Origin of the sequence: Anaerovibrio sp. (assembly GCF_045637405.1) — a bacterium.
Classification (GTDB): Bacteria; Bacillota; Negativicutes; order Selenomonadales; family Selenomonadaceae; genus Anaerovibrio.
On sequence record NZ_JAZTZI010000001.1, the window covers coordinates 1 to 13,160 of the forward strand.

Genomic DNA, 13,160 nt, shown 5'->3' on the forward strand with positions numbered 1-13,160 from the left:
TAAAGTCCAATCCCTCAGAGGACAGTAACCGCCCGTTCATACGGTACCCACGATAAATAGCCTGATAATCGTCCAAAATCGCCTCATTCAAAAAGGCATCCCTGGTAATACCTGCATTTTCCCAGCTGACAGAATTTTCCCAGCTAAGACTGCCACCGAAGAATACAAGGCGAGCCACCAGATAAAAGATGGCTATTACCAATATTTTCTCTGCCCAAATACCAGCCGTTCCCCATGAGGTCAGCTTGCCCTTTATCCCCAGATGTTCCGTAAACTGGAACGCAAGAAATCTATTCAGCAACCACCACACCACAAAGGACACCAGTAAAGCCCCGGCAAGCCTTAGTGGCAGATTAAATTCCTGCACCAGGGACACAAAAAGGGCATAAACATCATCGTTGGCAGTATTAAACAGCATCTGATGAAATCTTGAATGGAACTGATGGTAATAGGGTATACTGGCAAAGAACAATATCATGGTAACAGACGCCGTTACGGTGCTTAATACCTTAAATAGTATTTTGCCACCTTTTCTGCTGAAAACAGCCACCACAGCTGATGGCAGTCCCACCACCACAGTCATAAGGCCAGCCGTCTGTATACTTAAACGGGTACCGCCAAAAAGGGCCAGCCATATATCAGCAGAGCCTGCATCAGCACCCATGTAATCCTGAAGAAGGCCGATAAATATCACGCGGCAAAGAGAAAGGACTGAGAGATAAAAAAGAAATACCTTCAGCCCCTTGAATATAAGATTATAATAATTATTCCAGTCCTTAAACTGGTTTGTATTACTATTTGTCATATTACTTCCTTGAAAATTTTTATGGAACAATAATGTCCACGCCATAGTCAGCCGCCGCCTTACGGATTTTCTCATCTGGCAGGGCGTCGGTAATCAGACCGGACAGTGTGTCCAAAGTGGCGTAGTTATAATTGCCGTCGGTGCTGAGCTTCTTGGCCTCAGCTACAACGTAGGCCCGCTTGCTCACCCGAATGATTCTGGATTTGTTGATACCATCCTCAATATCGTAGGTGGATACGCTGTTTTCCATTACATCTACCCCTACAGCACCTACAAAGGCAATATCCGGCTTTAAATGGGAAATGAAATCCATGGTCATGCCGCCCCAGAAGCCATCACGGCTCTTGTTAATCTTACCACCGGCAAAGATGACGCGAATCCTTGGATGACGGGCCAAAATAATCAGAATATCAATCATATTGGTAACAATGGTAAGCTCCCGCTGGTCCTTTATCAGCAATTCCGCAATGGCCAGATTACTGGTGGAAATATCCAAAAAAACCATATCGTGCTCGTGTATGAGCTTAACTGCCGCCTGGGCAATGCGACGCTTGGCATCCACATCGGACCCCTTGTGCTTGCTTACCTCTATGGCGTGAATATTTTCTCTGATAGCCACTGCTCCGCCATAGGTTCTCTTAAGTCGGCCCTGCTTTTCCAGGGACCCTAAATCCTTACGGATACAGTCATCTGTAACATTAAACTTGGCACTAAGCTCCTTAACCCGAACCTTGCCCTCAGTATTAAGCAAATTCATTATGCTTTCCTGACGCTCTTCCAAAAACATCTATCCCACGTCCTTACACTCAAAATAATATAGTCACGGATGAAAATCCTAAATGAGTCCTATTTTCCAGCTATTACTTTATCATATTTCATATTCTTTTGCACGAAATTTCAAAAAATAATACAACTAAAAAAATTTATTTTTTAACGCTTAGGGGTAGATTCCTTTTCTATCATTTCTTTTAGAAGGGAAATATCTGTATCATTCGTTAACAAATACACAAAATCCCCTGCATAAAGTCGGGCATCTTCCATTGGGTTTATACGCTGTAGTCCTCTTTTTATGTCGATAACAACGGTTTGCTCCGGCCATTTAATGTCCTTAATCAGTGCCTTATGGGCCATGCTGCCGGAGCTGACAACCAGCTCCAGGGCTATACGCCGTCCAGCAGAATTAGTCCCTATTCCATGAGCCTTTTCCTTTAGCCTGATGGCACGGTTTAACAGCTCCTCATATACAGGCTTACCCCCTGTAAGGTCCGCCACCAGATAGGCTGTCATAGATACGCATATAAGGGCCAGCAGATGGTGAAAGGAGCCTGTCATTTCCATAATAAGGACACTGCCTGTAATAGGAGATTTTACCACCGCTGCAAAATACGCCGCCATACCAAAGACGATAATATCCCCTACATATATGTAGGGCAATATACCCCAACTTGCCAGCACACTGCCAAATACCGCGCCTCCCGCGGCCCCCAGCACCAGCATAGGCAGAAATATGCCTCCCGGCACCCCGGAACCAAAGCACACCATGGTAAAGAGGAATTTTCCCAAAAATAATATCATGAGAAAATAAAGGGGATACCAATTATGGGAAAGGGCATCCACCAACCGATTGCCACCCCCTAAAATATCAGGCAAAATAAAGCCCAGAGCCGCCGCCAACAAAAGAGGCAGCAGGGGACGCTTAATGCCGCTTAGTCCCAAACGATCATAGGTATTCATGGAAAAAAGCAGGGACGGGTTAAAAATACGCCCCAACAGGCCAATAAAAACACCTAATAAGATAAGGATGCCAAACATATTTAAGGGGAAAATTGCAAGATCACCAATATGAAATACCGGGCCCGCCCCAAAAATCACCTGTGTAACGGTGGTGGCAGTAACCGCCGCTGTAATGGAAGCCATAAGAAGAACCGGCGAAAAGCTCTTGTTGAGCTCCTCCAAACCGAAAATCACACCGGCCAAGGGTGCATTAAAGGCTGCAGCCAAGCCAGCTCCTGAACCGGCAGTCATAAGGATGCGTTCCTCGTAACGGGTTCTGATAAGTCTGCGGCTCACTCCCTGCCCCACACAGGCCCCCAGCTGAACACTGGGTCCCTCACGGCCCAATGACAAACCGGCGCCGATAGCCAGTACACCACCAATAAGCTTGGAAACCAACACTGACAGCCATCGCATATTCATGCGCCCCATGAGAATTCCCTTTATCTGGGGAATACCGCTACCGGTACACATAGGCTCATTCCGAACTATCTTCATAAGCAGCCAGCCAATTATTACAAAGGCAGCAACGTATAACAGGGTCAATGAATAATCACCGGCCCTGAAGCTGTCAGCTACCATGTTATAAATCAAAGGGCGCAGGATTTCAGATGCCCCCAAAAGGTATCTAAACAGGGCGATAACACAGCCTGCAAAAACACCTACAATAATTCCTTCTATAAATAAACGGAAATGAAAACGCCGTTCCCGTGTTATATCCTTAATTAATCTTTCTGTGGTTGCCATACAGATTACCTCAAAAAAAAAAGATGTGAAAAATGATTTCTCATTTGTTCACATCCCTTTAATATCTACTATTATTCAGCAGTAAATGGCAACAAAGCGATGTTACGTGCGCGCTTAATAGCTACGGTAACCTGACGCTGATGCTTTGCGCAGTTGCCAGAAATACGACGAGGTAAAATCTTACCACGCTCGGTGATATAACGACGGAGCTTAGCAACGTCCTTATAGTCGATAACTTCTACTTTATCTACGCAGAAACTGCAAACCTTCTTACGAGGTCTTCTGCTTCTATCACGCTTAATCAAGTATATTCCCTCCTATCAAAATGGAATATCGTCATCTGGTACCGGGCTGCCACCAAAACCGCCCATAGGAGCTGCTTCAGCTGGTGCTGCAGCAGGAGATGGAGCAAATCCACCACCATTAGGGTCACGCTGCTGCTTGGATCCCATAAACTCGATCTCGTTCGCAACTACCTCAGTAACGTATCTCTTGGATCCGTCCTGGGCATCGTAGGATCTCACCTGCATACGACCTTCTACCAATACCTGACTTCCTTTTATGAGGTTATTACCACAAATTTCAGCTAATTTTTCCCAAGCGATAATCGGAATAAAATCCGCAGTCTGCTGCTGATCTCCGGCATTACGGCCAAAACGGCGATTTACTGCCAAAGAAAATGATGCAACTGCCTTACCAGAAGTGGTATAACGCATTTCTGGATCACGGGCTAATCTGCCTGCCAGTATAACCTTGTTCATGGTTTACCTCCCGAAACTATTACTCTTCTACACGTACAACCATGTGCTTGAGAAGATCATCAGTAATCTTCATAACACGGTCAACTTCAGCTACGCAAGCAGGCTCTGCAGTTACGTTAAGCAGAACATAGTAGCCTTCGGTACAATCCTTGATCTCATAAGCAAGACGCTTCTTGCCCCAACGATCCTCGGAATCAACAGTACCGCCATTAGCAGCAAACAGCTTAGTGAACTTCTCAACTACAGCGTTAGTTGCCTCTTCTTCCATTGGTTTAACAATGAATATGACTTCGTACTTTCTCACGAAATCACCTCCCTCTTTGGTCTTTGGCTCCTTATTACATAAGGAGCAGAGAAAGTTATCAAACGAAAATTTGAAACTATCTTTGTCCTTGTGACTTGAAAATTATATCACTCTGAAAGAATCGATGCAAGAAATATTTTCCTTTTTACAACAAAAAAGCACCGCCTCAGCGGTGCATAATATTCAATGGCAGGGGTAGCAGGACTCGAACCTACGAATGCTGGATTCAGAATCCAGTGCCTTACCAACTTGGCGATACCCCTATGAATCTTTCAGACAACGAGAATTATATCTAAAAGGTGGCAGCTTGTCAACAATTATTTTTAAACAAAAACATGGAAGACTGTCTAATTCCAGAAAAATTTCACCGCTAACTACTTTTTACTATAGCGGTATTGCTTTCAGCAAGGGACTCAGGGCTAAAACTATTGTTTTGCTTTTAATTAGTCAGCAAGAAAAATCCAAACTCGCGTCGTCCTTACAGGACTCGCTCAAACAGTGGATGTTTTCTCGCTGTGTAAGTATGCAAAAAATAGTTTCTTAACGCCCATCGCCCAAGTGCTTCAAGCAATTTCCCCTATTGTAAAAAGTTATTTATGCTGCATATATTTCAATCCACCAGTCATCTGCCCGACTATATTATTTAATATTTGGCAGCTGCCAGTTGATTGGCTCCTGCCCTGTGGCCTTCAAAAATTCATTGGCTCTGGAAAATGGCCGGCTGCCGAAAAATCCCCGATATGCAGAAAGGGGACTTGGATGGGGCGACTCAATTATAAGATGAGCCTTATTGGTAATCATGGCCTTTTTCCTTCTGGCAGGTGCCCCCCATAAAATAAACACCATAGGCTTTTCCCGCTCATTAAGAATGGAAATTATCCTGTCAGTAAAAGTTTCCCAGCCCTTGCCCTGGTGGGAATTGGCATTATGGGCCTGCACCGTCAAAACAGTGTTTAGCAATAATACTCCCTGTCTTGCCCATGGCTCCAGACAACCATTGTCCGGCACGCTGCAGCCCAAATCCGTTTCCAGCTCCTTAAAAATATTCTGCAAGGAGGGTGGCGGTGGCACATTTGGCAATACAGAAAAGCTAAGACCGTGGGCCTGTCCCGGCTCATGATATGGATCCTGCCCAAAGATAACCACCTTGGTATCCGCCAAGCTGGTATAGTGCAGGGCATTGAATATGGAATACATATCCGGAAAAATTTGCCGGGTGCGATACTCATTTATAAGAAATTGGCGAAGCTCTTTATAATATGGCTTCTCCATTTCAGGAAGCAGATATTGCTCCCAATCATTTGTAAAAATTCTCACTGCTATCACCTAACAAGAAGTATACCACAGCAACTGAAAATAGAAAAAGGGACCGCAAAAGCAGTCCCGTTTTTTAGATTTTGCTGTGAAGATACTCACGAATTTCTGCACCTGTTTCCATGGCCATGACCTTTTCAAGATGGGCCTTGGCCTCATCCATAGATACGGAACGAATCTTTTCCTTTACCTTTGGAATGGAAGGGGCACTCATGCTGAGCTCTGTAATACCCATGGCCATAAGAATAACAGCTGCATAAGGATCGCTGGCCATTTCACCGCACATGCCTACCCATTTGCCATTATCCACACCGGATTTAATGGTGCGATAAATCAGCTGCAGCACAGCAGGATTAAAGTGATCATAGAGCTTGCTGATCTGTGGATTTACGCGGTCCACGGCCAAAGTGTACTGTACCAGGTCATTGGTACCAATGCTGAAAAAGTCCACATATTTTGCCAGCACCGGAGTCATTACAGCTGCCGCCGGTGTTTCCACCATAATACCTAGCTCCACGTCCTTGGAGTATTCCTTGCCCTCTGCCTCAAGCTCCTCCATGGCCTTTTCCATGGCAGCCCGAATGGCTTTTACCTCGTCCACACTGATTACCATAGGTGCCATAATGGCGGCCTTGCCATATACACCGGCTCTCAGAATTCCCTTCAGCTGAGGCATAAAAAGGTCAGGGCGCTCCAAACTTATGCGGATAGCACGATATCCCAGAAACGGATTATCCTCATGGGGAATTTCCAAGTAGGCCAGAGGCTTGTCACCGCCAATATCCATGGTACGGATAACACAGGTCTCACCCTTGCAGGCCACAATTGCCCGCTTATAAGCCTCAAACTGCAAATCCTCATCCGGGATATTCTCACGTCCCATGAAAAGAAACTCACTTCTGAAAAGGCCTACGCCCTGATTGCCAAACTTGGCCGCAGCCTCTGCATCCTCTGGAAGTCCAATGTTGGCAGCCAACTGCACCTTTACCCCATCAGTGGTTTCCGCCGGCAGCTCCTTCAGGGCATCAAGACGCTTCTGCTCCTCCTGCTGGGCCTTAATTTTTGCCTCATAGGCGGCCAGCTCATCCTCAGACGGATTTACCAGCACAAGGCCTTCATTGCCGTCCAGCAACACCTTGGCCCCCTCAGGGATATCCTCCACGCGGTTTTCCAGCCCCACCACAGTGGTAATGGCCCGTGACTTGGCAATTATTACGGCATGACACGTGGTACTGCCCTGTCCCATGATAACACCGGCAATTTTATCGTCGGAAATATTGGCAATGGCAGATGGCTCCACCTCAAAGCCGCAGAGCACCACCGGCTCATCCCCGATTTCCGGCTCCTTAACTCCCAACAGATGACGGGCAATACGACGGCCAATGTCCTTTACGTCGGCAGAGCGCTCCCGCATATATTCATCATCCATACCCGCCAGCATTTCAGCACATTCCTGGGCAGCCTCCAAAACTGCCTTTGGAGCATGGCCCATTTCACGGGTTTTATCATTCATGCCATCAGTAAGCATTGGGTCCATCAGCAGAAAGGAATGGGCCTCCATAATTTCAGCCTGCTCATCCTGTCCTGCGGCCCGCATGGTCTCGACACTTTCATCAATGGCTGCAGTTATTGCATCAATAGCCTCCTCCAGTTTGGAAAGCTCCTCCTCTGCACTGCCTGGAGCATAGGCTGCCATGTACCCATCGAGGGACTGGCCCACCTTCATTATTTTTCCGATGGCAATTCCCGGGATGGCAATATTCCCCTGAATTTTCTCTGACATAAAAAAATCCTCCCCCCACGGATCAGTATTTAATTACAGCTCTTCAGGGAATCCAAAACCATTGGCGAACATTTCAGTTACAGCCTTTGCCACATCAGCCTCATCAGGACCCTCAATGGTAACGGTAACCTCAGCATCCTGCTTGGCACCCAAAGCCATAACAGCCATCATGCTCTTAATATTGGCACTTTTGCCATTGAACTTAATTACCACATCAGACTCAATTCCCTTGTTGAATTTTACCAGTTCCTTGGCTGGACGCGCATGTAATCCTGGCTTGTTTAATACCTTCAAATTTAATTCCTGCATAAAAATACCTCTTTCCTACTATGATTATTTAAATTGTTATGATAAAATTATATTTGTAATGCAAAACTGTATATTCGACACAATGGGAAAATCCCCTGCAAGGAAATGCAGTTTTTTATTGTTCCTATGCTTATTTTAAAGGATTTTCCTGTGGTTTGTCGAATATATTTTTATTGTGGGGAATAATATCTGCAAATTATAACCACAGACTATACTTACAATTCTATAGTGGTGATTTTATTTGATGTTCTTTATTATGACGGCTATCATTATGACTGTGGCCATTTTGGTCGTATATAAGGTAGCCCGTGCTCTGGACTGGGCCTTGAGCCTTCCAGCTTTGGTGGGTTGCGGTGTTTGCGCACTGCTGATAAATTTCCTGTCAATTCCAGTGGCACCATTTCTTACGGAATACCGTTTCACCGTTCTGGGTGCCATGATTCTTATTGCGGCTATAGTTATTACCGGTATTAACCATTTCTTTATCCGCAAACGACGAAAGCAGCTGGAAGCCACTAATGGTGACAACATCCAGCAGGAGCAGGATACTATTCCAGCTGAGGAAGAATTGGTTCCAGTGGTCAATTCAGCTATCCTTTCCAGTGAAGAAGTTGAATCCTTAATTGCCAAGGACAAAGCGCAAGAGCCTGTAGGTCAAGCTGAACCAGAGCCTGCAATCGAAACTGTGGTTGAGGAAGAAATTCCAGAGCCTGTAATCGAGGCTGTAGGCGAGGAAGAAGCTCCTAAGGAAGCAGAAGTTGAAACTGTGGTTGAGGAAGAAGCTCCAGAAGCTGAGCCTAAGCCTGAGCCATCACCTTCCGTGGATGAGAAGCTGGCCGATACTGCTACTCTGGATGATGTTCTGGATTATGCCTTTGAATTAAAGGGCTCTTCTGATTGGAGCAGCGCTCTGAAGGCTTACAATTACGCCCTGGAGCAGTATCGTGACGATGCCTACGCCCCATTCCTTGTACTGGAAATTGTCAATATCCACAAGGATCACGGGCGGTATGATGAAGCAATTCAGTGCTTCTATGATGCACTTGAAATACCAGCAGTTGCGGACAGTCCCGACATGCTGGCGGAGTTTGAGGACAGTATGATTTATCTGGAGGCTACCAAAGAGGTGCTGATAGCAGAGAATCAGCCTGACACCCCATTCTTCGATATTCCAAAGGACTATATGTCAAAAATCGAGTCTATCTACAACGAGAGAAAGGCTCGCTCTATTTGATAAATAATTAGGGAGGATTTTTCCATGAAAAAGAGTGTAGAAATTATCGGTTTGCCAGTCATCAGTATCACTGAGGGCCGTGAACTGGGCATGAGCAAGGGACTGCTGGTTGATGCCAAGAACGGTGCCATTGCTGCCATTATTATTGAGGATGAGGATTGGTACAGAGGCGTAAAGCTTCTCCCATATTCTTCTGTAGTAGCTATCGGTGAAGATGCTGTAACCGTTGTTAACAGCGAAACCATTCTCACCCTTGAGAATGCCGGTGACTATGAGACCATGATGGACGAAAACGTAAAGGTTATCGGCACAAAGGCCATCACCAAGTCCGGTACTATCCAGGGTAATGTAGTTGAGATTTATGTCGGTGAAGGTGGCAAAATCGAAAAATGCGAAATCGAAGCATCAGATGGCAGCCTGTCTGAAATCACTTCTGATCAGATTTCCATTTTCGGTAAGCAGGTAACCATCATCGATTCGGAAAAAAAAACTAATGAATTAAGTGCAGCTCCTGCTGAGTCCACTGAGGTTGCCGTGGAGGCTCCTGCCGTTGAAGAACCAGCAGTTGAGGCGCCAGTAGCTGAGGAACCAGCTGTGGAGGCTCCTGTGGAAGCAGCTCCTGTAGAGGAACCTCAGCCAGAAGAAGAACCAGTAGTTGAGGAACCAGCTGAAGAAGCTCCTGTGGAAGAAACTCCTGCAGAGGAACCTCAGCCAGAGGAAGAACCAGCTGCTGAGGAGGTTAAGGAAGAAGAACCTGCACCTGAACCAGTTGCAGCCCATGATTCCATGCATCAGGCGGCAAATAATACTACCATTGACAGACAGCGCAAGTTTATCCTTGGTAAAACCGCCCGCCGTACTCTTACTTCCCCAACTGGTGTTGTTATCGTAAACGAAGGCGACCCTATCACTGAGGAAGTTATCCAGAGAGCACAGCTCTCCAACATGTTCGTTCCTCTTACACTGAACGTGCAGTAAATTTTAAACTAAACTTTTAAAGGGCATTGGCTTCGGCCAATGCTCTTTGTTTCATTCATAAAAAGGGGGTTTATATATGAAAAATGATTATTCCATTAACACCAGATGTGTTCAGGCCGGCTACACTCCAGGCAACGGAGAACCACGGCAGATACCAATAATCCAGTCCACAACCTTTAAATATGATACCAGCGAGGACATGGGCAAGCTCTTCGATTTAGAGGCCACCGGCTATTTCTATTCCCGCCTGCAGAATCCCACCTGCGATACTGTAGCAGCCAAGATTTGCAGCTTGGAGGGAGGCAGTGCCGCCATGCTTACTTCCTCCGGCCAGGCAGCCAACTTCTTCGCCCTGTTTAATATATGTGAGGCAGGAGACCATATTGTGGCATCCTCCTCCATTTATGGCGGCACCTTTAACCTTATTGCGGTAACTATGGCAAAGATGGGCATAGAGGCCACCTTCGTTTCCCCAGATGCCTCCGAGGAGGAGCTGTCTGCCGCCTTTAAGGAAAATACCAGAGCCATGTTCGGCGAAACCATTGCCAACCCTGCTCTTACTGTTCTTGATATTGAGAAATTCGCCAAAGTGGCTCACAAACACGGAGTACCACTGGTGGTGGATAATACCTTCCCTACCCCTGTAAACTGCCGGCCAATAGAGTGGGGGGCAGATATCGTTACCCACTCCACCACTAAGTATATGGACGGCCATGGCGCAGCTGTAGGCGGTGCTATTATAGATTCCGGAAAATTCGACTGGATGGCACATAAGGACAAGTTCCCAGGGCTTACCGCCCCTGATGAATCCTATCACGGTCTTATTTATGCAGAAAAATTCGGCAATGAGGGAGCCTTTATCACCAAGGCCGTGGTTCAGCTGATGCGTGATCTTGGCTGCGTTCAGTCCCCTCAAAGTGCCTTTATGCTGAATCTTGGTCTGGAATCCCTCCACGTGCGTATGGACCGTCATGTGGAAAACGGCCAGGCTGTAGCTGAATTCCTTGAGAGTCAGCCACAGGTGGTTTCCGTAAATTATCCTGGACTTAAGAGCAATAAATATAACAGCCTGGCCCAGAAGTATCTGCCAAATGGTGGCTGTGGCGTGGTTTCCTTTGAATTAAAGGGTGGCCGTAAGGCAGCAGAGACCTTTATGAAGAATTTGAAGCTGGCAGCCATTGAAACCCACGTGGCAGATGCCAGAACCTGTTGTCTGAATCCTGCCACCTCCACCCATCGTCAGCTGACGGAGGAGCAGCTTATAGAGGCTGGAATCCCAGCAGGACTGGTGCGCATGTCCTGTGGGCTGGAGGACAAAGCAGACCTTATTAGTGACTTAAAGCAGGCTTTAGAGGCAATATGATATAGCTAGCAGAGCGATTGCCTGGAGCAGTTGAACACGGAGCGTTAAAATTCTTTTTCTTACCTTACCTATGTATTAGTAGTAAAAATTACTTGTTTGAGCGACGCGAAGCTAGTCATGTAAGAGCAAAGCGAGTTGTAATTTTTACTACTATATGAGGGGAAGAAAAAAAATTAGTGACGGGTTCTTGCTACAGGCAACGCTCTGCTAGCTTGAAATATCCAATAAAAAAGCTAGGGTATGCAGCACATACATGTACTGCATTTACCCTAGCTTTTTTGCTCTGATTTTATGTTGCTTTAAATTAAGCTCTTCTTTGCATAATCCGAGGACTCCAGATTCAGATCTACCTTTTCTCCCCTCTTCTCCCGAACTGCTACCCGCTCCTCATAATCGAAGCATTCTCTGGCCACATCCTTGCTAAGCCATAAGAGACAAATCAGGTTTGGAATAGCCATAAGGCCGTTGGCAGTATCGGAAAAATCCCATACCATATCCAGAGCCTGGGTGGCACCCACATAGGTCACAAAGGCATAAACTGTTCTGTACATTACTGTAAGATCGTGGTTATCCCACAGGTATTCCAGAGCCTTTTCTCCGTAATACTCCCAACCGAGAATGGTAGAGAAGGCAAACAAGGCCAAAGAGCAGGAAATAATAACTCTGGCATGCTCACCAAAAACGGTTGAAAAGGCCAAAATGGTCAGCTGAGCACCAGATACAGCCTTACCCGTCTCCGGGTCAATGGTGCCAAGAGCGCCGGAGGAAGCTATAACCAAACCGGTAAGTACGCAAATAATCATGGTATCAAAGAAGGTTCCGGTCATATTAACATAGCCCTGACGTGATGGATGGTCTGTACGGGCCGCAGCCGCCGCAATAGGCGCAGAACCAAGCCCCGCCTCATTGGAAAATACACCACGAGCCACGCCCCAACGCATGGCTGACATAATGGAGGCCACTACGGTACCGCCCACGCCACCGGCCATAGCCTCAGGAGAAAAGGCCATGACAAATATCTCCTCGATACCTGCTGGCAGGTTGGCAGCATTGACAATAATAACCACTAACGCTACAACCAAATAAAAGGCCGCCATTACAGGAACCACAAAGCTGGATACAGCACCGATAGAATGTACCCCCCTGAACAGCACCACCATGGTGAGAATAACCAATATAGCCCCCACAAAGGCCGGATCCACATTAAAGCTGGAATGAAAGGCAGCGGCAATGGAGTTGGCCTGGGTCATATTGCCGATACCAAAGGAAGCGCAAACAGCAAAGGCCGCAAACAGTATGGCCATGGTTTTACCACAGAAACCTCCGATACCATTTTTCATGGCATACATCGGACCGCCGGCCATTTCGCCACGATGGTTTGTTTCGCGGTATTTTACTGCCAAAACGGATTCAGCATACTTGGTGGAAAGGCCAAAGGCGGCGGAAATCCACATCCAAACCAGAGCCCCCGGTCCACCTAAAACCATAGCAGTAGCAACACCGACAATATTACCGGTTCCCACTGTAGCGGAAAGGGCAATCATCAGTGATTGGAACGGAGTAACATCACCCTCTGAGGAATTCTTCTTGGCCAAAATCATTTTAATGGCATAAGGAAGGTTCGTCCAGGGCTTAAATTTTAACCGCACGGTAAGGAAAATACCGGTTCCCACCAACAGAGCCAACATAATGGGCCCCCATACAAAATCATTAACCTGTTTAATCATAAGTCCATAATCCATATAGTCCCTCCTATTGAAATAAGGCAAAAAAATACCGCAACTCCAGC

The 13,160-nt window shown here is 46.4% G+C and carries 12 protein-coding genes, 1 tRNA gene and 1 pseudogene; 3 read left to right on the top strand and 11 right to left on the bottom strand.

What is annotated here, in order from left to right; genetic code table 11:
• From ACKI5G_RS00005 to ACKI5G_RS00050, 10 genes and pseudogenes are all read right to left on the bottom strand, one after another.
• Positions 1-805 (bottom strand): annotated as a pseudogene (locus tag ACKI5G_RS00005) (LTA synthase family protein); the annotation flags it as partial.
• A 19-nt stretch (positions 806-824) separates the two neighbouring features.
• Positions 825-1,592: a DeoR/GlpR family DNA-binding transcription regulator gene (locus ACKI5G_RS00010; RefSeq protein ID WP_039206800.1), complete on the bottom strand. Its 768-nt coding sequence runs from the start codon at positions 1,590-1,592 to the stop codon at positions 825-827.
• A gap of 143 nt (positions 1,593-1,735) precedes the next feature.
• A complete protein-coding gene (locus ACKI5G_RS00015; protein ID WP_407396441.1) occupies positions 1,736-3,325 on the bottom strand; it encodes a ClC family H(+)/Cl(-) exchange transporter in 1,590 nt (529 codons plus the stop codon).
• Between the two features lie 71 nt (positions 3,326-3,396).
• A complete protein-coding gene (rpsR, locus tag ACKI5G_RS00020; protein ID WP_027396783.1) occupies positions 3,397-3,630 on the bottom strand; it encodes a 30S ribosomal protein S18 in 234 nt (77 codons plus the stop codon).
• A gap of 15 nt (positions 3,631-3,645) precedes the next feature.
• Positions 3,646-4,086: a single-stranded DNA-binding protein gene (locus tag ACKI5G_RS00025; RefSeq protein WP_027396782.1), complete on the bottom strand. Its 441-nt coding sequence runs from the start codon at positions 4,084-4,086 to the stop codon at positions 3,646-3,648.
• Positions 4,087-4,105: 19 nt separating this feature from the next.
• The gene (rpsF, locus tag ACKI5G_RS00030; protein WP_027396781.1) at positions 4,106-4,390 is read right to left on the bottom strand and encodes a 30S ribosomal protein S6; all 285 of its coding nucleotides are present in this window, start codon (positions 4,388-4,390) and stop codon (positions 4,106-4,108) included.
• A 187-nt stretch (positions 4,391-4,577) separates the two neighbouring features.
• Positions 4,578-4,653: transfer RNA gene (locus ACKI5G_RS00035), tRNA-Gln, on the bottom strand.
• Between the two features lie 376 nt (positions 4,654-5,029).
• A complete protein-coding gene (locus ACKI5G_RS00040) occupies positions 5,030-5,707 on the bottom strand; it encodes a uracil-DNA glycosylase (protein WP_407396444.1) in 678 nt (225 codons plus the stop codon).
• Between the two features lie 73 nt (positions 5,708-5,780).
• Positions 5,781-7,487: a phosphoenolpyruvate--protein phosphotransferase gene (gene ptsP, locus ACKI5G_RS00045; protein WP_407396446.1), complete on the bottom strand. Its 1,707-nt coding sequence runs from the start codon at positions 7,485-7,487 to the stop codon at positions 5,781-5,783.
• Positions 7,488-7,520: 33 nt separating this feature from the next.
• Entirely contained in the window at positions 7,521-7,796 is a 276-nt protein-coding gene (locus ACKI5G_RS00050) for an HPr family phosphocarrier protein (RefSeq protein WP_027396778.1), read from the bottom strand.
• A gap of 241 nt (positions 7,797-8,037) precedes the next feature.
• On the opposite strand from ACKI5G_RS00050, the gene ACKI5G_RS00055 reads away from it, so the two are divergent.
• The 3 genes from ACKI5G_RS00055 (at position 8,038) to ACKI5G_RS00065 (ending at position 11,371) form a co-directional block, all read left to right on the top strand.
• Positions 8,038-9,030, top strand: coding sequence for a hypothetical protein (locus tag ACKI5G_RS00055; RefSeq protein ID WP_407396448.1), 993 nt, complete (start codon positions 8,038-8,040; stop codon positions 9,028-9,030).
• 24 nt (positions 9,031-9,054) lie between these two features.
• Positions 9,055-10,008, top strand: coding sequence for a PRC-barrel domain-containing protein (locus ACKI5G_RS00060; protein ID WP_407396450.1), 954 nt, complete (start codon positions 9,055-9,057; stop codon positions 10,006-10,008).
• Positions 10,009-10,084: 76 nt separating this feature from the next.
• A complete protein-coding gene (locus tag ACKI5G_RS00065; RefSeq protein ID WP_407396452.1) occupies positions 10,085-11,371 on the top strand; it encodes an O-acetylhomoserine aminocarboxypropyltransferase/cysteine synthase family protein in 1,287 nt (428 codons plus the stop codon).
• Positions 11,372-11,670: 299 nt separating this feature from the next.
• Here the strand turns inward: ACKI5G_RS00065 and ACKI5G_RS00070 are convergent, their stop codons facing one another.
• Positions 11,671-13,113, bottom strand: coding sequence for an alanine/glycine:cation symporter family protein (locus ACKI5G_RS00070; RefSeq protein WP_407396454.1), 1,443 nt, complete (start codon positions 13,111-13,113; stop codon positions 11,671-11,673).
• Between the last annotated feature and the right edge of the window lie 47 nt (positions 13,114-13,160).